17 protein-coding genes are annotated in these 18,389 nt (G+C 67.2%); 8 read left to right on the forward strand and 9 right to left on the reverse strand.

Going from position 1 to position 18,389, the window contains the following annotated elements; genetic code table 11:
- Nucleotides 1-22: 22 nt before the first annotated feature.
- From AC1RKE_RS10335 to AC1RKE_RS10350, 4 genes are all read right to left on the reverse strand, one after another.
- Nucleotides 23-409, reverse strand: a complete 387-nt coding sequence (locus AC1RKE_RS10335) for a DUF2946 family protein (protein ID WP_183215928.1) — start codon at nt 407-409, stop codon at nt 23-25.
- Between the two features lie 37 nt (nt 410-446).
- A complete protein-coding gene (pth, locus tag AC1RKE_RS10340; protein ID WP_348684582.1) occupies nt 447-1,067 on the reverse strand; it encodes an aminoacyl-tRNA hydrolase in 621 nt (206 codons plus the stop codon).
- An 87-nt stretch (nt 1,068-1,154) separates the two neighbouring features.
- On the reverse strand, nt 1,155-1,772 hold the full coding sequence (locus tag AC1RKE_RS10345) for a 50S ribosomal protein L25/general stress protein Ctc (protein WP_054765396.1): 618 nt from the start codon (nt 1,770-1,772) through the stop codon (nt 1,155-1,157).
- 152 nt (nt 1,773-1,924) lie between these two features.
- Nucleotides 1,925-4,210 (reverse strand): hybrid sensor histidine kinase/response regulator, encoded by a 2,286-nt coding sequence (locus AC1RKE_RS10350; protein ID WP_492896983.1) that lies wholly within the window; start codon nt 4,208-4,210, stop codon nt 1,925-1,927.
- Between the two features lie 152 nt (nt 4,211-4,362).
- Here AC1RKE_RS10350 and AC1RKE_RS10355 point away from each other — a divergent pair, with 152 nt between their 5' ends.
- The 6 genes from AC1RKE_RS10355 (at nt 4,363) to phoB (ending at nt 11,052) form a co-directional block, all read left to right on the forward strand.
- Nucleotides 4,363-5,775: a sensor histidine kinase gene (locus AC1RKE_RS10355; RefSeq protein ID WP_333897116.1), complete on the forward strand. Its 1,413-nt coding sequence runs from the start codon at nt 4,363-4,365 to the stop codon at nt 5,773-5,775.
- 144 nt (nt 5,776-5,919) lie between these two features.
- Nucleotides 5,920-7,350: a phosphate ABC transporter permease subunit PstC gene (gene pstC, locus AC1RKE_RS10360; protein ID WP_183215924.1), complete on the forward strand. Its 1,431-nt coding sequence runs from the start codon at nt 5,920-5,922 to the stop codon at nt 7,348-7,350.
- A complete protein-coding gene (gene pstA / locus AC1RKE_RS10365) occupies nt 7,343-8,647 on the forward strand; it encodes a phosphate ABC transporter permease PstA (protein ID WP_348684358.1) in 1,305 nt (434 codons plus the stop codon). Before pstC ends, pstA begins: the two co-directional genes overlap by 8 nt.
- Nucleotides 8,648-8,651: 4 nt before the next feature.
- The gene (gene pstB / locus AC1RKE_RS10370; protein WP_054765401.1) at nt 8,652-9,614 is read left to right on the forward strand and encodes a phosphate ABC transporter ATP-binding protein PstB; all 963 of its coding nucleotides are present in this window, start codon (nt 8,652-8,654) and stop codon (nt 9,612-9,614) included.
- The gene (phoU, locus tag AC1RKE_RS10375; protein WP_054765402.1) at nt 9,614-10,339 is read left to right on the forward strand and encodes a phosphate signaling complex protein PhoU; all 726 of its coding nucleotides are present in this window, start codon (nt 9,614-9,616) and stop codon (nt 10,337-10,339) included. Before pstB ends, phoU begins: the two co-directional genes overlap by 1 nt.
- Nucleotides 10,340-10,359: 20 nt before the next feature.
- Nucleotides 10,360-11,052, forward strand: a complete 693-nt coding sequence (gene phoB / locus AC1RKE_RS10380; RefSeq protein WP_152949895.1) for a phosphate regulon transcriptional regulator PhoB — start codon at nt 10,360-10,362, stop codon at nt 11,050-11,052.
- A gap of 7 nt (nt 11,053-11,059) precedes the next feature.
- Here phoB and AC1RKE_RS10385 read toward each other — a convergent pair whose 3' ends face one another.
- The 5 genes from AC1RKE_RS10385 to AC1RKE_RS10405 all read right to left on the reverse strand — a co-directional run bounded on the left by AC1RKE_RS10385 (nt 11,060) and on the right by AC1RKE_RS10405 (nt 15,493).
- Nucleotides 11,060-12,223, reverse strand: a complete 1,164-nt coding sequence (locus AC1RKE_RS10385) for a CsgG/HfaB family protein (RefSeq protein ID WP_395941999.1) — start codon at nt 12,221-12,223, stop codon at nt 11,060-11,062.
- Between the two features lie 42 nt (nt 12,224-12,265).
- On the reverse strand, nt 12,266-13,168 hold the full coding sequence (gene hfaB, locus AC1RKE_RS10390) for a holdfast anchoring protein HfaB (protein WP_348685331.1): 903 nt from the start codon (nt 13,166-13,168) through the stop codon (nt 12,266-12,268).
- Between the two features lie 131 nt (nt 13,169-13,299).
- Entirely contained in the window at nt 13,300-13,737 is a 438-nt protein-coding gene (hfaA, locus tag AC1RKE_RS10395; protein WP_182713917.1) for a holdfast anchoring protein HfaA, read from the reverse strand.
- Nucleotides 13,738-13,796: 59 nt separating this feature from the next.
- Nucleotides 13,797-14,495: a hypothetical protein gene (locus AC1RKE_RS10400; protein WP_054765407.1), complete on the reverse strand. Its 699-nt coding sequence runs from the start codon at nt 14,493-14,495 to the stop codon at nt 13,797-13,799.
- 74 nt (nt 14,496-14,569) lie between these two features.
- On the reverse strand, nt 14,570-15,493 hold the full coding sequence (locus AC1RKE_RS10405) for an Hsp33 family molecular chaperone (protein WP_054766903.1): 924 nt from the start codon (nt 15,491-15,493) through the stop codon (nt 14,570-14,572).
- 283 nt (nt 15,494-15,776) lie between these two features.
- Here AC1RKE_RS10405 and AC1RKE_RS10410 point away from each other — a divergent pair, with 283 nt between their 5' ends.
- The gene (locus AC1RKE_RS10410) at nt 15,777-16,328 is read left to right on the forward strand and encodes a YtxH domain-containing protein (RefSeq protein WP_054766904.1); all 552 of its coding nucleotides are present in this window, start codon (nt 15,777-15,779) and stop codon (nt 16,326-16,328) included.
- Nucleotides 16,329-16,449: 121 nt separating this feature from the next.
- Complete coding sequence (gene serA / locus AC1RKE_RS10415; protein ID WP_462934497.1) at nt 16,450-18,342, forward strand: phosphoglycerate dehydrogenase; 1,893 nt, start codon at nt 16,450-16,452, stop codon at nt 18,340-18,342.
- Nucleotides 18,343-18,389 lie beyond the last annotated feature (47 nt).

Here is an 18,389-nt window from a genome sequence, read left to right on the forward strand (position 1 = left end):
CGGCGCGGGCTTCGGGTCTGGTTCAGGCGTGGGGTGGGGCGGTGGACGGCGGACGCGGCGGCGCGCGGGCCGGCGGCGGGGGGCTGACACGGGCGGGCGTATAGACGACGGTCTCGACCGTGCGGAGGACCGGCGCGGGTTCGGGCGCGGGCGGGACGGGCAGGGCGGCGGCCAGGGGCACGACGCAGGCCGCGCACTTGGCTCCCAGATGTTTGTTGACCGGGCCGTCCATGCCGCCGGACTGGATGGTCTGCGGCCCTTCTGCGGAACAGATGACCAGAGGCTGGCCCGGCTGGGCCGCCGCCAAGGCTCCGAACGGCAGCAGACTTCCGAGCACGATGGCGAAGACCGCCGCCAGGAAGGCGAGCGACTTCGATGTCGACCAATGATCGGCGCCGGAACGGTTCACGCCTCGCCTCTACGGCGTTTCGCCAAGGGCGTACAGGCTACAGTTCGCCGCGCGCCGCCTGTCGGGGGCTGAACTTGGGCGCCGGGGCCAGGCGCATGACCTCGCCCTGATAGCGTTCGTCGTCGCCGGCGACGGCGAAGGGCAAAGCGTCAGCGCAGGCCTGGAGCAGGGCGTCCAGCCAGGGCTGCTCCGCCTTGTGGAAGTCTCCCAGGACGTGGGGCATGACCATCTCCTTCTCGCCGGGATGGCCTATGCCCATGCGCGCGCGACGGAAGTCCGGTCCCAGGTGGCTGATCAGCGAGCGGATTCCGTTCTGGCCCGCCGCCCCGCCGCCGGTCTTCATACGGAAGCGGCCGGGGGCAAGGTCGATCTCATCGTGGAAGACGATGATCTCGCTGGGCTTGATCTTGTAGAAGCGCGCGGCCTCGCCGACGGCCCGGCCGCTCTCGTTCATATAGGTCTGGGGCTTCATCAGCAGAACCTTGACCGGCCCGTTCGCCGTATCGACCTGGCCTTCGCTGACGATCGACTGGAACTTGGCCCGCTCGGGGCCGAAGCGCCAGCGCCGCGCGATCTCGTCGGCGGCCATGAAGCCGATGTTGTGGCGGTTTTTCTCGTATTTGGCGCCCGGATTGCCCAGGCCGGCGATGATGATCATGACGTCCTCATGCCGTGTGCGTCGCCCAAAGAAAAGCCCCGCCGCGGCGAGCCGGGCGGGGCTTGGTTCCGGCGATGCGACGAAGGCTCAGCCTTCGGTCGTCTCGGCCTCGGCGGCTTCGTCGGCGGCGGCCGACAGGGCGGCGGACGAGACCTTGATGGTGGCGATCACGAAGTCGCGGTCGGTGATGGTGGGCTGCGCGCCCTTGGGCAGGGCGATGTCCGAGATGCGGATGGTGTCGCCCATCTGCGCCTTGGCCAGATCGACCACCAGTTCTTCCGGAATGCTGTCGGCCTTGACCAGGATTTCAACGGCGTGACGGACGACTTCCAGCGAACCGCCCTGACGGGCGAACGGCGCTTCGTCAGCGTTCTTGAAGTGCACGGGCACTTCGATCTTGACCGGGGCGTGCTCGTCGACGCGCATCAGGTCGAAGTGCAGGGGACGGTCCGACACCGGGTCGAACTGTACGTCCTTGGCGATGACCGGCTGGGTTTCTTCGCCGTACTTCAGCGTCACCAGATGGCCCAGCAGCTTGCCGGTGTAGAGCGACTTGCGGAAGTCCTTCTCGTTCACCGAAAGGGCGACGGGGGCCTTGTCGCCGCCGTACAGGACGCCCGGCACGAAACCGGCGCGACGGGCGGCGCGGGCGCCACCGGTGCCGACGCCTTCGCGGACGTCCACGTTCAGAATGATCTCGGCCATCTGGCTCGCCTCAACAACAACGGAAACACCGCGCCAACCCTGGGCCCGCGCGGCGGGGGTCATGAACCCTCGAATTCAAGAGCGCGGGCTATTACACGCATCATGACGGATGTGCAACCGCCTGAGACCGGATCGGCGACCGCTCAGCGGAATCACGCCGCCTGAGCGTCGATCTTCGGCAGGGCGGCGGGGTCGATGACGATCGCCAGCAGTTCGGCGGCGTTGAACGGCTTGGCCAGATGGTGGTCCGCTCCGGCCGAGCGACCCGCCGCCACATGTTCGGGCATGGCGTTGGCCGTCAACATGACGATCGGGGTTCGCGCCGACCCGGTCGCGCTTTCATGCAGTCGAATCTCCCGGGTGGCGGTCAGGCCGTCCATCACCGGCATCTGCATGTCCATCAGCACCAAGTCAAAGCTGCGAAGACGGAAGGCGTCAACGGCCTCTGCGCCGTTTTCGACCATGCACAGCTCGACCGAGGCCTGGGCCAGAATCAGCTCGATCACCCGACGGTTGGTCGGATGATCGTCGGCGACCAGCACCCGCACGGGACGGCGCAGGCGAGCCGGCGCCTCAGGATCGGCCTGGGGTTCGTTCTGGGCCGGAGCTTCGCACACCGACAGGGGCAGGGTCAGGATGAAGGCCGAGCCGCCCCCGGGCTCGCTTTCGCAATCCAGGTCGCCGCCCATCATCTCCGCCAACTGGCGGCAGATCGACAGCCCCAGGCCGGAGCCGCCGAACTTGCGCGTAATGCCGCCGTCGGCCTGTTCGAAGCGTCGGAACAGACGCTCTCTCGTCGCTGAGTCGAAACCGATGCCGGTGTCTTCGACGGTGAAGCGCAGGGTCGGCCCACGCGCATGGTCCGCTCCACGCTGGACGGTCAGGCCGACAAAGCCCTGGCTGGTGAATTTGACGGCGTTGGAGATCAGATTGGTCAGGATCTGCTTCAGGCGCACGACGTCGCCCCTGACCCAAAGCCCGTCTTCGACATCGATGTCCACATGGAAGCCGAGGTGCTTCTCGCGGGCGTTCTCGGCATAGAGCTGGGCCGCCTCGCGCACCGCGCCAGCCAGTTCGAAGGCGTCCTCAGTCAATTCCAGCCTGCCCGATTCGACCCGCGCCAGATCCAGAATGTCGCTCAGCAGGGTCCGAAGCGTCTGGCCGGAGGCTTGCATCAGATCCAGGATTTCGCGCTGCTCGGCCGTCAGTTCCGTCTTGGCTAGAGCCTGGGACAGGCCGATGACGCCGTTCAGCGGGGTGCGAATCTCGTGGCTCATATTGGCCAGGAACAGGCTCTTGGCCACATTGGCCGCCTCGGCCGCGTCGCGCGCCTCGCCCAGGGCGCGGGCGTCGTGCTTCAGGTCGGTGATGTCGTTGCAGACGGTGACGGTCCCACCCTCCGCCGTCCGGCGGTCCTGGATCCGCAGCCAGCGGTCGCCAGCCACCTGCTGCTCAATGAAGGAGGATGCGGCGCGGCGCGCCCTCAGCCGCTCGGCGATCCACTCGTCCTCGCGCCCGATGGCGTCGTCATACCGCCCTTCGTCCATGCCGATCCGAATCAGGTCCAGGAAGGGGGTCCCGACCTTTAGAAGCGGCCCCAGTTCCGGGTTCACCTGGGCATAGCGGGCGTTCCACAGCACCAGTCGATCGTCGGCGTCGAAGAAGGCCAGGCCGTCCGGCATGGCTTCGACCGCCTCGCGGATGCGCGCCAGGGCTCCCGCCCGCGTCATATAGGCCATGACCCCGATCACCCCGCCCGTTCCGCCGACGGCCAGAAAGACGAGGATGATCAGGGGGCGCATCGCCTCTGGAGACAAGGCGGCCTGCCGTCCCGCCGCCGGATCGGGCGTCACGCTCAGCGCCGCCGTACCCATGACATGGAGGAACATGATGGCGGCGACCGCCCCGCCGGCGCTCAACAACAGGCGAGGAAGGCTGCCCCGACGATGCAGGAAGGCGGTTGCGCCCGCGATGGCCATGCCGCCGACGATAGACAGAACCACCAGATCGGACCGCCACTCCATCCGACCGGACGCCTGGAAACCCACCATGCCCAGATAGTGCATGGCCGCCACGCCGGACAAGGCGATCAGCCCCGCAAACGTCCGCCACAGCCGTCCTCGCGCCAGGGCCACGACGACGGCCAAGCCGATCATCGCCATAGCCAGTATGCTGGACCCCAGGGCCAGGCCGACGTCATAGGTCCCGCCCAGGCGGGCGGCCAGCGCCTTCATGGCCAGGACATGGGCCAGCCAGGTCGTGAGCGAGGCGACGATGCCGGCGGCGACGGCGAGCCGCCAGCGCGTCTTGACGTCCCGCCGGCGTGTCAGCTCGATCAACTGCAGGGTCGACGCCATTCCCGCAAAGCAGAAGGCGACGGCGAGCAGACTGAGCCGCCAGTCGTGACCGTACAGGACCGCGTCCATCGTCCGAACCAAGGAAGTTCCCCCTTTGGCGACAGCCTGCCTAAAACTCCTAAACAAACCGTGCGGTCAGGCTTGGAAAAATCGCCGGTCCTGTCGGCGCGGCGTCACAAAATCCGTGCAAGGATGGGATTTCCCCAACCGTTCGAGCGAGTCTCGCGCCGCCCATGTCCTATGATTCCTCGCCTTCGCCGGTGGCGCCGACCTCGACGTCTCGACTCTGGACGGTCGGCATCAGCATCGCGATCGCGGTGGGGGTTCTGCTGGGTCTCGCCTTCGTCCATCCTCAAATCGCCGGATGGCTGGTCGGCGGGGCGGTGGTGGTGGCCGGATCGGCCTGGCTGCTGAACGCCCAGTCGCCGGCGCCGGCGCCGACGCCGACGCCGGAGGGCGCGCCGGCGGACGGGCCGACCGATCCCGTCACCGCCGACCTGCTCGACAGGGTGTTCGAAAGCCTTGACGATCCTGTTCTGATCGTCAGCGGCGGCGAGCCGGACGACATCGCCGGTCGGCGCATCGTGATGGCGAACAAGGCCGCGCGCGACCTGTTGCGGATCCATCGTCAGGGCGCGCTGCTGGTCCAGGTGATCCGTGAGCCGGGGGTGCTGGAAGCTGTGGACGAAGCCCTCTTCGGCGACGTCTCGCGCACGACAGACTACACCACCGGCGGGCAGCGGGACCGGCGTTGGCGCGCCTGGACCCGGCCATTGTCCACCGAGGCCGCGGAGGGGCGCGATCCCCTGGCCCTGGTCGTCCTGCGCGATGAGACCGCCGCGCGCCGCACCGAGATGATGCGCGTCGACTTCCTGGCCAACGCCAGCCACGAACTGCGCACGCCGCTCGCCTCGCTCAGCGGCTTCATTGAAACCCTGAAGGGTCACGCGCGCGACGACGCCGCAGCGCGCGATCGATTCCTGGACATCATGTCGGCCCAGGCGGATCGCATGGGGCGTCTGGTCGCCGACCTTCTGTCGCTCAGCCGGATCGAGCTGAATGAACATATTCCGCCGTCAGGCCGGGTCGATCTGGATCGCGCGGCGGCCGACGTGGTCGACGCCGTCAGCATTCTGACCCAGGCCAAACAGATCGTCGTGGCCTTGGATCGCGGGGAGACGCGCGCCTCCATAAACGGTGACCGCGACGAAATCCTCCAGGTCGTCCAGAATCTGCTCGACAACGCCGTCAAATATTCGCCTGCCGGGGGAACGGTGGAGATTTCGGTGCGCTCGGACCTGTCGTTCGACGAGGCCTGGTCGTCCCGCATGCCGGGCGCGACCCGGCTGCCGCTTGTCACGCCGGACCGGGCTGCGGGCGTCCTCTATGCAGCCGTCACCGTGCGCGATCATGGGCCGGGCATGGCGCGCGAGCACCTGCCGCGACTGACCGAGCGATTCTATCGGGTCGAAGGTCAAAAGAGCGGCGAGCGCCAGGGCACCGGACTGGGTCTGGCCATCGTCAAACACATCGTCAATCGCCACGAGGGCGGTCTGGTGGTGGAGAGCGCACCGGGTCTGGGCGCCGCCTTTACCGCCTGGTTCCCCATGGTGGTCGAACGGCGGGATGTTCGCGCCGCCTCCTGATCGCCGCGCCGCGCCGCCTGCGCTGTTATGGAACTGTCATCAAGTCGTCTTATTCCGCTGACCATTCGCGGGCAGTAGTCGCGCCGCGTAGCCGCCGGATCGCCGGCCTTCTTTCGATTCGCGCCTGACCGCCTCGGACCCGGAATGATCTGGATTTACCTACTGATCCTCGTCGCGCTCAGCGTCGCCGCCTATCTGGGCGGTCGCGCCCTGGCCGTCCGCCGCGCCGTCGGGGCCAAGCCGCATTCGCGACCCGGACAGCATGGCGCCTACGCCCTGATCTGGGTCGCCGCGCCGGCCCTGCTGGTTCTGGTGCTGATGAGTCTGTTCTCGGCGCCCCTGGAGCGGCAGCTGACCGCAGTGGACACGCCGCCGGAGGTGGCCGCCCTGGATCCGTTCCGTCGCGACGCTTTCTTCGCCGACGCCCATCGCCTCGGTCGCGGCGAGCCCGCCCTTCAGATCTGGGAACGGCCCCTGGCCGAGCAGCTCCCGGTCGAAGCGCGCCGCATGGTCAGTATCGAGCGCACCTTGAAGTGGGGCGGGGGACTGGCCGCCGTCCTGGCCGCCGTCCTGGGCGGTCTGTTCGCCATGACCCAAATCCGTCCCCAGATACGCGCCCGCAACCGGGTGGAAGGCTGGGTGTACGGCGCCCTGTTCGTCTGTTCCGCCATCGCCGTTCTGACGACGATCGGCATCATCGCCTCCCTGGCCTTCGACTCCTTCCGCTTTTTCCAGCGGGTCCCGATCTTCGACTTCCTGTTCGGAACCCAGTGGAGCCCCCAGATCGCCATCCGCGCCGACCAGGTGGGATCGACCGGGGCCTTCGGCGCCGTGCCCCTGTTCGCGGGCACCCTGCTGATCATGGCGATCGCCATGTGCGTGGCCGCGCCGATCGGACTTCTGTCGGCGATCTATCTGTCGGAATACGCCGGGCGCGGCACGCGGGCGGTGGTCAAGCCGCTGCTGGAGATTCTGGCCGGGGTGCCGACGGTGGTCTACGGCTTCTTCGCCGCCCTGACCGTGGGGCCGCTCCTGCGGGTCTTCTTCAATGAAATCGGGCTGTTTCTGATCGGCGGACCGCTGGACGGCCTCGGTCATTATCTGGCCCTGGTGCAGAACCAGATGGCCCTGACGGCCGGCGCTGTGATGGGGATCATGCTGATCCCCTTCGTCTCCTCCCTGTCGGACGACATTCTGAACGCCGTGCCCCAGACCCTGCGCGACGGCTCCTTCGCCATGGGCGCCACCAAGTCGGAGACGGTGAAGCGGGTTCTTCTGCCGGCCGCCCTGCCGGGCATCGCCGGCGCCCTGCTGCTGGCCATGTCGCGCGCGATCGGCGAGACCATGATCGTGACCATGGCGGCGGGCCTTGCGGCCAACCTGACCTTCAATCCGCTGGACACGGTGACCACCGTCACGGTCCAGATCGTCACGCTGCTGACCGGCGACCAGGAGTTCAACAGCGCCAAGACCCTGTCGGCCTTCGGCCTGGGGTTGACCCTGTTCATGGCGACCCTGGTGCTCAACATCGTCGCCCACCGCATCGTGCAGACCTATCGGGAACAATATGACTGACGCGACCTCCGATCGCCTCGCCGGCGCGACCGACAGGACGCGGCTGGACCGACTGCGCGCCGGGCTGAAACGACGCCACGCCAAGGAGGCGCGGTTCAAATGGTATGGCCGTCTGGCCATCGCCGCCGCCGTCCTGTTCCTGGCGATCCTTCTGGTGCGGATCGTGGAGCAGGGGCACACCGCCTTCTACACCCATACGGTGACCGTCCCGGTCTATATGGACCCGGCCCGCGTGGATCGGGCCTATCCTCAAGGGTCCAACTTCGAGCAATTGGCCGCCGAGCAGCAGCTGGCGCGCTGGGGCGTTCAGGACCACGCTGCCGGTCGCGCCTCGGCCGAAATGCGCGGCCTGTTCTCGTCCGAGCTGAAGTTCGTCGCCGCCGACCTAGTCGCCAAACGCCCGGACGTCATCGGCGAGACCGTGCCCCTGGCCGCGCCCCTATCGGACGATGCGGACCTGTATCTGAAAGGCGAGATTTCGAAATCGACCCCTGAAGACCAGCGCCGTCTGACGGATCGGCAGATCGCCTGGTTGGAGCGGATGCAGGCCGAGGGGGTGGTGGGGGCGCACTTCAACACCGCCCTGTTCACCAACGGCGACTCGACCCAGCCGGAACTGGCGGGCGTGCTGGGCGCGGTGGTGGGTTCGGCCCTGATGCTGATGGTCACCGCCCTGATCGCCATTCCGCTGGGCGTCGGCGCAGCGGTCTGGTTGGAGGAGTTCGCGCCCAAGAACAGGCTGACCGACATCATCGAGGTCAATATCAACAACCTCGCAGCCGTGCCCTCGATCGTCTACGGCCTGTTGGGCCTGGCGCTGTTCATCAACTGGATGCACCTGCCGCGCGCCAGTCCCCTAGTCGGCGGCCTGGTCCTGGCTCTGATGGCCCTGCCGACCCTGGTCATCGCCACCCGGTCCTCGCTGAAGGCGGTGCCGCCCTCGATCCGGGAGGCGGCCCTGGCCATGGGCGCCTCGCGCACCCAGACGGTGTTCAGCCACGTTCTGCCCCTGGCCATGCCGGGCGTGATGACCGGCGCCATCATCTCCATGGCCCACGCCCTGGGCGAAACCGCGCCCCTGCTGCTGATCGGCATGGTCAGCTTCGTGCCGGGCGTGCCGCACGCCATCGACCAGCCGGTCGGCGCCCTGCCGTCGCTGATCTACATTTGGGAAAACGCCTCTGAACGCGCCTTCCACGAACGCACGGCTGCGGCGATCATCGTTCTGCTCGTCTTCATGATCATCATGAACGCGGCGGCTATCATCTTGAGGCGGCGCTTCGAGCGCCGGTGGTAAGAGCATGAAAACTCGCATCTTCCGTTCTGCTGAAGACCAGACCGGCGCCGGGACGGCCGATCCGACCGACGCCGTGCGCATGGGCGGTCAGGTTCTGCCTGCGGCCGTGAGCGAAGCGTCCGAAACGGCTGGCGACGCAGACCGGATCGAGGCCGCCGCCGAATCTTCGCGCCAGGCGGACCAGACGGTCGTGGCTACGCCGCCCACCGGCCCGATCAAGATCGCCGCGCGCGACGTTTCGGTCTTCTACGAGGGCAAACAGGCCCTCTTTGAGGTGTCGCTGGACATACCAGACAAGACGGTCACGGCCCTGATCGGTCCTTCGGGCTGCGGCAAGTCGACCTTCCTGCGGACCATGAACCGCATGAACGACACCATCTCCGGGGCCAAGGTCACGGGGCGGATCGCCATGGACGGCGAAGACATCAACGACCGCTCCATCGACCCGGTCCTGCTGCGCGCGCGGGTCGGCATGGTATTCCAGCGTCCGAACCCCTTCCCCAAATCGATCTACGAAAACGTCGCCTACGGCCCCAAGATCCACGGCCTGGTCTCGGCGAAGTCCGAGATGGACGGCGTGGTCGAAAGCGCCCTGAAACGCGCGGGCCTTTGGGATGAAGTGGCCGATCGCCTTCAGTCCTCGGCCATGGGCCTGTCGGGCGGCCAGCAGCAGCGTCTGGTGATCGCCCGCGCCATCGCCGTGAACCCCGAAGTGATCCTGATGGACGAGCCCTGCTCGGCGCTTGATCCCATCGCCACCGCCCGGATCGAAGAGCTGATCGACGAACTGCGCGAGCGGTTCTGCATCGTCATCGTCACCCACTCCATGGCCCAGGCGGCCCGGGTGTCGCAACGCACGGCCTTCTTCCACATGGGGCGTTTGGTCGAGACCGGCGACACCGAAGACATCTTCCAGAATCCGCGCGAGCGGCGCACCCTGGACTACATCACGGGACGCTTCGGCTAATGAACCAGCACACGGTCAAGGCTTACGGCGACGAGCTGAATCAGATCACGGCCGAGATCGCCCGCATGGGCGGTCTCGCCGAGGCCCAGGTCGCAGACGCGATCGACTCTGTCGCCCGGCGCGACATCGCCCTGGCCCGCGCCGTGGTCGAGCGGGACCTCAAGCTCGACGCCCTGCACCGTGATATCGAAAAGAAAGCCATTCGCCTGATCGCCCTGCGCCAACCGGTCGCCAGCGACCTGCGCCGCACCCTGGGCGCCATGAAGATCGCCACCGACCTGGAACGCACCGGCGACCTAGCCAAGAACATCGCCAAGCGCGCCCTGATCCTGGCCGAGGGGGAGCCCATGCAACCCCTGACCCGGTCGATCGAGCGGATGGGGCGGCTGGTCTCGACCCGGCTGCGGGACGTGCTGGACGCCTATACGGCCTCGGAGCTGGATCGCGCCGTCGCCGTCTGGCAGACCGACGACGAGGTCGATGAGCATTACAACGCCCTGTTCCGCGAACTGCTCACCTATATGATGGGCGACCCGCGCACGATCGGGGCCTGCACCCATCTGCTCTTCATGGCCAAAAACCTGGAGCGGATCGGCGACCACGCGACCAATATCGCCGAGACCGTGCACTACGAAATCACCGGCGAAGACATCGTGGGCGAACGCCCGCGCGCCCAACCCACGGCCGAAGATTCCGATCCGACGCCGAACCTTTCGACGCACTGACCCGAGACCGGAGGCCCGACGTGCAGCCCTATATCCTTGTGATGGAAGACGAGGACGCGCTGGCGACCCTGCTTCAGTACAACCTTGAAAAGGAAGGCTACGACGTCACCGTCGCCGCCGACGGCGAGGAGGGGATGCTCCAGATCGACGAGCGCCAGCCCGATCTCGTTCTGCTGGACTGGATGCTGCCCAAGCTGTCGGGCATCGAGGTCTGCCGTCGCATCCGGGGCAAGGCCGAGACGCGCAACCTGCCCATCATCATGCTGACGGCTCGCGGCGAGGAAAGCGATAGGGTGCGGGGGCTGGATACCGGCGCCGACGACTATCTGACCAAGCCCTTCTCGATGGTCGAGCTGATCGCCCGCATCCGCGCCGTCTTGCGCCGCATCCGTCCGGGTCTTGCCGACGACCGCCTGAACCACGGCGACATCATCATCGACCGCGTCTCCCATCGGGTGAAGCGGTCTGGGCAGGAAGTCCATCTGGGGCCGACCGAGTTCCGCCTGCTGGATCACTTCATGCAGCATCCGGGCCGGGTCTTCAGCCGCGAGCAGCTGCTGGACGCCGTGTGGGGGTCGGACGTCTATGTCGAGGCGCGCACAGTGGACGTCCACGTGGGCCGTCTGCGCAAGGCCCTGGCCATCGGCGACGACAGCGCCAATCCGATCCGCACGGTCCGCTCAGCCGGCTATTCGCTGGATCTGGAAGGCTGATCAGCCCTCAGCGCCGGACGCGCCAGGTGCCGGGCTCGATCACCGGCCCCGGATGGGCTTGAACCGATCGATTTGACGCCGTCTGGACGGGGAGGGGAATGGGCGTCGCCGCCTCAAGGCGTCGCTCGATTTCAGGCTCTACCGCACGGGCGATCCGGGGCGCCGCGTCTTCGGCCATGAGGAAGTGATGCGGACCCAGGGGAAGCAGAGGCGTGACCCCGTCTTCGCTCTCCAGTCCGTCGGGCAGGCAGGCGGACCGGTCCAATCCATAGAGGTGGCTGGCCAGGTCGAATACGCCGCGTTCCACCAGGGTGCGGATCCCCAGCTGCATCGGCTCCAACTGGCTGGCGCCCCCCGATATGTCGAAGACGTTGCCGTCCAGAAAGTCGAAGACGCCGGCCTTGATCTCTCGGCCGATCAACTGCTTCTGATAGGAGGCGACGGCCGCGACCTGTTGGCTGACGGAATCCACCAGGCGCAGGTCGATGGCGATATTCATCACATAGGCGCTGTTGCGGAAACTGCCCTTGGCGCCCTGGCTGTCCACCTCGCCCCCGGCGGCGTCGACGCCCGAAGATCGGATGTTGTAGTTCAACTCGGTGACGCCGCCGACGATGTAGTAGCGCGAACCCGCGATCTGACCGGTCAGGACCGGTCGGGGGGCAAGAGCCGTCGCATCGGCCGGAACGACGGTCGAGACCACCTCGGGGTCCGGTTCCGACGGCGTCCGGGGCGCGATCGTCGCGGCAGGCGTAGTTTCGCCGATCAGGGCCCCGGACAGGGCCCCGGTCTGGGCGTAGGCCAGCTCGATGTCGGACACGGAGCGGTCATAGCGTTCGACCACCGGCAGTCCGGCTCGGCCCAAGGCGGTCATGGCGAAAAGCGCGGCGCCCTGGCTGACTTTTCGTCCAGTGTCCCAGTCGTTCTTGCCGGTCAGGTCCGAAATGGCCCCCACGGCCAAGGTCGGCCCGCGCAGGCTCTGGGCGCGCGCCGCCCGTGCAAGGCACTCCAGCGATTGAGTGTAGGGCGTCGGGTTCGGTGTCGCCGGCGCGCCCCCCAGGGTGCGGGCGTAAAGCCCGGTCGCCGGATCGTAATGGGCGCCGACACAGCCGGACATTCCAACGGCCGCGACGCACAGGGCGGCGGTCATTTGTATCGACAGGCGCTGCATGGCGCCTCGAATACCCCAAATCCGTGAAGATTCAGGAAAGCGTCAGGAGCCGGGCAGGGTGGCGTAGGTCGGCAGCGTCGGACCGGACGGATTGGCGGCCGGGTTCAGACAGTCGGCGGTCGCGTTCCCGCCCTGAAGATTGGCGATCAGCTGAAATACGCCCCGCTCGACGAGCGTGCGCACCGCCGCTTGCAAAGGCTCCATGGCGCCGCGTCCGCCGTTCAGATTGGCGCCGTAGTCTCCGACTGTCCCGACCAGCCCCAGGCTGGCGTCGCGCCCAGTCACCTGTTTCTGGAAAGAGGCCATGTCGATCACCTGCTGTGTGCGGGTGTCCACCAGGCGCAGATCGACGGCGACGTTCATCACATAGCCGGTCGTGGACGCCGTGCCCCGCACCCCGGCTGCGGCCGCCTCTCCGACCCTGGCCTTCAGACCGGAGGAGGCGATATTGTAGTTCAGCTCGGTGACGCCGCCGACGATGTAGTACTGCGACCCCGCGATCTGGCCCGCATAGATGGGGCGGAAGTTCTGAGGGTCGGAGCCCGCCCGTTCGGGGGTGTCCGACAACAGATGTTGGCGGGCGTAGTTCAGCTCGATCTCCGCGACGGAATTGTCCAGCCGTTCAACAACGGGAACGCCCGCCTTACCCAGGGCGGTGATGGCGAACAGGGCCGCGCCCTGGGGGATTTTGGCGCCAGTGTCGAAATCCACGCGCCCCGTCAGGTCGGAAATCCGGCCGACCGAGATGCGCGGGGCCGGGCGTCCCGCCGCACGTTCCGCCAGGCAGGTCAAGGCAGGTGTATAAGGAGTCGGATTGGAGGTGACAGGGGCGTCGCCGATCGGCGGGACATAGTTCTGGCGCGTCTCAGCCGACGCCAGGGCGGGCGTCAGTCCCAGACCAGCGGCGATAACGAGCGCGGCGGCGCGAAGGGCGATCGGCGACATGTGTCGTTCCTGAACAGTCTTAGGTCTCTCGACGGTTGAAACGCACCGTTCGGGCCAGCGGGAAATTCGCCCGGAAAACGAAAACGCCCGTCGGCGAACCGACGGGCGTCCAGCCTTCCCTGATCGAAGACCTATTGTCCGGTCGTGTTGCGTCCGGTCACTGTGGTGGTCGCATTGATCGGGGCGTTGTTGATCTGTGTCGAATCCAGCACCACCGTGTTCCAGGAACCGTTGACGTTGACGTTGATCTGATTGCCGATCGCCGTCGAACTGGCGGTCAGGGCCCCCGCCGTGAAGCTGTCTGCGCCGGAGCGGAAGAAGTCCGCCCCGGAGGTCTGGCCGTTGGCGTTGACGTTGATCTGGCTTCCGCCCTGACCGTCCTGGATCACCCCGTTCATGATGACGCGGTTGTTGTTCGCATCACGGGTGGACGGATTGAAGGCGGTGGACAGGGTGCGGCGGGCCCCACCGTATCCGGCCTCCATCTGGGCGACGCTGGACTGGGCCTGAACCGCGCTTGCAGCGGCGAGAAGGCTCAGAACGGAGAGCGCAAGCAGCCGGTGTCTCATTTAAGTCTCCTCGCCTGATCTGTGGCGGGACGCGACCGCGGCCGCGTCCCGCCGTAGGATCAGAAGCCCTTGACGGTCAGGCTGTTGCCGATCGACGTGGCGGCGGCGTCGATCTTGCCGGAGACGGCGCCGACCGACAGGTTCGTCACGGCGTTCAGAGGCGCGGCGTGGGCGAACTGGTTGGAGGACAGGTTGGCCACGTCGGCGGTCACATTGGCGATGTTGCCGCCGGCGATGGCGCTGACGGTCAGATCGCCGCCGACCGAACCCAGCTCGGCGTTGACCACGGCCGACGGATCGCGGTTCAGGATTTGCTGGTTCAGATCGATGCGGCCCGCCTGCGCCACGTCCACCGACGTGTTGTTGGCGATGGCGCTGGAGTTCAGGGTGACGTCCGAGGCCGCGTCGCCGATCTTGGCGTTCAGCGTAGCGTAGGCCTCGCCTTGGAAGACTTGGTTCGAAGACAGGGATTCGACCGACCGGCCCTCGGCCTTGAAGTTGTTGCCGATGGAGGTGGCGGCGGCGGTCACGGTGTCGGCGGCGTGACCGATTGTGGTGTTGACCGTGGCGTTCAAGATCGAGTTCGTGCCGTCGATGCGCTGGGTGTTGGCGATCGACTTGCTCCAGACTGCGTCATAGCAGGGGTCGGTGGGGCGGCAGGTGTTGCTGGTGGTGGTCGTGGTGGCGGTCTGGGCGAAGGCGACAGGCGCGACGCTCAGAGCGGCCAGTGCGGCGGCGGCGGCGATGGCGGTTTTCATGGCGATGTCTCGAATTCGGTCAGAGGGACGGTCCTCCGTCCCCCAGGTCGCAAACACCATGCCTGAATGCCCGATCAGATCTGGGCCGCCACCACCTCGTCCGGTTCCAAGGCGTAGACCGTGGCGCAATATTCGCAGGTGACGTGGATACGCCCGTCGTCCTCGATCATTTCGGCCCGTTCGGCCGGGTCGAAGGAGGCCAGGACCGAGGCGATGCGGTCCTTGGAACACCGACAGACGGCCGTCAGCGGTCGCGCACCCTCCAGCCGGACCCCGTCCTCGTGGAACAGGCGGAACAGCAGGGTTTCGGGCGTGATGGTGGGGTCGATCAGTTCGTCGTCGGCCAGGGTGCCGAACAGGGCGCGGGTGCGGTCCCAGACTTCCTCGGTCGAGCCGCGCGTCTCGTCGCCGGCGATGATCTGGATCATCGCCCCGCCGGCGCGCCACTGGACCCCGGCGCCGGTCTGGACCGAGCCGACGGCTAGGCGCACCTTGGTCGGCACCTGTTCTGACTGCTGGAAATAGTGTTCGGCGCACAGGGACAGGCTCTCGCCCTCGATCGGGGTGATGCCTTGCGTTCGTTCGAAATCAGGACCGCGGTCCAGGGTCATGATGAAAACGCCCTGACCCAGCAGGGTCCGGGCGCCCGGCCGCGCGAAGCCCTGAGAGGCCGCCGCCACCTCGTCCTCGTCATAGCGGCAATAGCCCCGCAGAGAGCCGTCCGTGCCATAGTCGGCGACGACATAGCGCACCGGCCCGTCGCCCTGGGCCTGGACCAGGAGCCGGCCTTCGAACTTCAGGCTGGAGCCGATCAGGGCCGCCAGGGCGCAGGCTTCGCCCAGCAGGGCGGCGACCGGCTCAGGATAGGCGTGGGCGGCCAGTATGGTGTCGATCGCCGCGCCCAGCCGAACCAGGCGACCGCGCACGGGCCAGCCCTCGATCTGGAAGGCGGCGGCCAGGTCGTCGGAAACAGCGGATTGGGGCGCGTGATCGGTCACGGCAAGGTCCTTGGAAGGCGTCATTTCGGGATCGGGGCTATTTAGGCGCCCGAGACCGGCTTGGTAAGAGGCGCCCCCAACATCCCGCCGGCCGCGCCTCAAGGGCTTGCGCCTGCGCCCAAGCCAGGCATCTTTCTATCTGATCCGGTCGGGTGGGGCGGAACCGTTTTTGGCGCGGTTCGCTCCTTCGCTGATGCGGAACCGCCGTTCCGCCTATCGGCCGAACGACGGCGGGCGCCGTGACCCGACCGCGAACGGTCTGGATGAAGAGGTTCACTATCCTATGGTCCGTAACTTCAACGCCTTGGACGAAGTCCGCAAACATCCGGGCGTCAGCGCCGGGACCCTGGCCGCCCTTCTGGTCGGCGCCGGTCTGGCCATCTATCTGTCGCAGCGCAGCGGCCCTACCCGCTATGAGCGGATCAAGATGCGGATGAATCCCCGCGCCTGGGTCGATACGGCCGATCTCCGCGACCGGTTGCATGACGCCGTGGACGCTTTCCGCCACCGGGCCGAAGACGCCGGGGAATGGGCCGGCGAGCGCGCCGGCGAATGGTCGCGCGAAGCGCGTCACCGGGCCGCCGACGGCGCCCGTTACGCCCGCGCCCGCGCCGACGGCTGGTTCCACGCAACTCGTAAGGGCTCCAAGAAGGCGCTGAAGAAACAGGGCAAGAAGGCGCGTCACTACGCCGATGAAGCCGGCGCCTACGCCCGGGATCATGCACGGGAGGGCGGGGCCTTGCTCGCCGTCGCGACCCTTGCGGCTGCGATCGGCGCCGTCGTTCTGGAAAGCCGCCGGCCGGACAGCCGCGTGCGCCGTATCGCCCGGTTCTGAGATTTCTTGCCGTCCGCAGCTCGGAATATCGCGGCGGGCGGCAAGGATTAAGCGCAACTGATCGCCTTCTTCAGCACGCCTCGGCTTTGCCGCAGGCGCGAAGGCGTCTAAGACGCGCTCCATGACTGCGCGCCCCACCCTGATCTTCGACTTTGATTCGACCCTGGTCGATTTCGAGACACTGGAAGCCTTGGCTGACCTCGCCTTGGCCGACGCGCCCCAGGCTGAGGCGACGCGGGCCGAGATCGCCGCCCTGACCGATCAGGCCATGGCGGGCGACCTCGCTTTTGGGGAGGCGCTGCGTCGGCGTCTGGCCCTGCTGCCCCTGACCCGCGACCATGTGCAGTCCCTGGCGGAGCGCGCGTCCGACCGGCTGACCGCCTCGGTGCGGCGCAATCTGAACTTCTTCCAGCAGCACAAGGGCAGGGTGGTCATCCTGTCCGGCGGCTTCCGCGAGGTGATCGCGCCGGTGGCCGAACTGCTGGGCGTTTCGCCCGACCGGGTGCTGTGCAACGACCTGATCTATGACGCGGACGGGCGGGTGACGGGCGTAGACGACGCCAATCCCCTGTCCCACGCCGACGGCAAGCCGGCGGTCATTCACGGGCTGAACCTGTCGGGTCGCGTCGTCATGGTCGGCGACGGCTGGAACGACGCCGAGGTCAAGCTGGCCGGGGCGGCGGACGCCTTCTACGCCTTTACCGAGGTCGCGCGTCGTCCGTCGGTGATCGAGGTCGCCGACGCCGAAGCCGCATCCCTGGACGAGGTGCTGCACGCCGAGGGCCTGTCCGGCCGCTGGTCCTTTCCGCGCAGCCGGATGAAGATGCTGCTGCTGGAGAACATCCACCCCGTCGCCGTCGAGCGGCTGGAGGAGGCCGGCTATTCCGTCGAGACCATGAAGGGCGCCCTGGACGAGGACGATCTGATCGCCGCCATCAAGGGCGTACATGTGCTGGGCATCCGCTCCAAGACCACCGTCAGCCGCCGGGTGCTGGAGGAGGCCGATCGGTTGATGGCGGTGGCCGCCTTCTGCATCGGCACCAACCAAATCGACCTGGAGGCCGCCGCCGATCACGGGGTGGCGGTGTTCAACGCCCCCTATTCGAACACCCGCTCGGTCGTGGAACTGGCCGTCGGCCTGATGATCGTCCTGATGCGCGACGTGCCCGACAAGTCCGCCGCCATGCACGTCGGAAAATGGAACAAGTCGGCGACCGGATCGAAAGAGCTGCGCGGCAAGACCCTGGGCATCGTCGGTTACGGCGCCATCGGCAGCCAGCTGTCGGTGCTGGCCGAGAACCTGGGCATGCGGGTGCTGTTCTACGACCTGTCGGAACGGCTCGCTCTGGGCAACGCCCGGCGCATGCGGTCGCTGGACGCCCTGTTGGCCGAGAGCGATGTCGTGACCCTGCACGTCGACGGGCGGCGCGAGAACGCCAACATCTTCGGCGCGACCCAGTTCGCCCGGATGAAGGAGGGGGCGCTGTTTCTGAACCTGTCGCGCGGCCATGTGGTGGACGTCGGCGCCCTGGCCCAGGCCATGGGGTCCGGCCGGATCGCCGGGGCTGCGGTCGATGTCTTCCCGGAAGAACCGCGCACCAATTCCGACCCATTCGAAAGCCCGCTTCAGGGGCTGAAGAACATGATCCTGACGCCGCACATCGGCGGATCGACCGAGGAGGCCCAGGAAGCCATCGCCGAGTTCGCGGCCGAGCGCCTGCTGGGCTATCTGAACCGGGGCGACACCACCTTCAGCGTCAATCTGCCGAATGTGCAACTGGCCGAGGTCTCCGGCGCGCACCGCATCCTGCACATCCACAAGAACCAGCCGGGCGTCCTGGCCGAGCTGAACCGGGCTCTGGCGGCGGCGGGGCTCAACATCCTGGGGCAGCATCTGAAGACGGACGAGCGCACCGGCTATGTCATCACCGACGTGGACCGGGACTATGATCCCGAGGGCCTGCGGACGTTGAAGACGGTGCCCGGCACCCTGAAGTTCCGCACCCTGCATTAGGCGTCTCCGACATATTCCGCCGGATGCTGACGTAACGGCATCTTGCG

The sequence above is a fragment of the Brevundimonas sp. GW822-FHT03E11 genome (assembly GCF_058801445.1).

What these genes read in the sequence shown, in the direction of transcription:
- hfaB (WP_348685331.1), bottom strand. Translation starts at nt 13,168, where the DNA reads ATGTCGCCGATCGCCCTTCGCGCCGCCGCGCTCGTTATCGCCGCTGGT.
- hfaA (WP_182713917.1), bottom strand. Translation starts at nt 13,737, where the DNA reads ATGAGACACCGGCTGCTTGCGCTCTCCGTTCTGAGCCTTCTCGCCGCT.
- AC1RKE_RS10355 (WP_333897116.1), top strand. Translation starts at nt 4,363, where the DNA reads ATGTCCTATGATTCCTCGCCTTCGCCGGTGGCGCCGACCTCGACGTCT.
- pth (WP_348684582.1), bottom strand. Translation starts at nt 1,067, where the DNA reads ATGATCATCATCGCCGGCCTGGGCAATCCGGGCGCCAAATACGAGAAA.
- AC1RKE_RS10410 (WP_054766904.1), top strand. Translation starts at nt 15,777, where the DNA reads ATGGTCCGTAACTTCAACGCCTTGGACGAAGTCCGCAAACATCCGGGC.
- AC1RKE_RS10400 (WP_054765407.1), bottom strand. Translation starts at nt 14,495, where the DNA reads ATGAAAACCGCCATCGCCGCCGCCGCCGCACTGGCCGCTCTGAGCGTC.
- AC1RKE_RS10385 (WP_395941999.1), bottom strand. Translation starts at nt 12,223, where the DNA reads ATGCAGCGCCTGTCGATACAAATGACCGCCGCCCTGTGCGTCGCGGCC.
- AC1RKE_RS10345 (WP_054765396.1), bottom strand. Translation starts at nt 1,772, where the DNA reads ATGGCCGAGATCATTCTGAACGTGGACGTCCGCGAAGGCGTCGGCACC.
- phoU (WP_054765402.1), top strand. Translation starts at nt 9,614, where the DNA reads ATGAACCAGCACACGGTCAAGGCTTACGGCGACGAGCTGAATCAGATC.
- pstC (WP_183215924.1), top strand. Translation starts at nt 5,920, where the DNA reads ATGATCTGGATTTACCTACTGATCCTCGTCGCGCTCAGCGTCGCCGCC.
- serA (WP_462934497.1), top strand. Translation starts at nt 16,450, where the DNA reads ATGACTGCGCGCCCCACCCTGATCTTCGACTTTGATTCGACCCTGGTC.
- pstB (WP_054765401.1), top strand. Translation starts at nt 8,652, where the DNA reads ATGAAAACTCGCATCTTCCGTTCTGCTGAAGACCAGACCGGCGCCGGG.
- pstA (WP_348684358.1), top strand. Translation starts at nt 7,343, where the DNA reads ATGACTGACGCGACCTCCGATCGCCTCGCCGGCGCGACCGACAGGACG.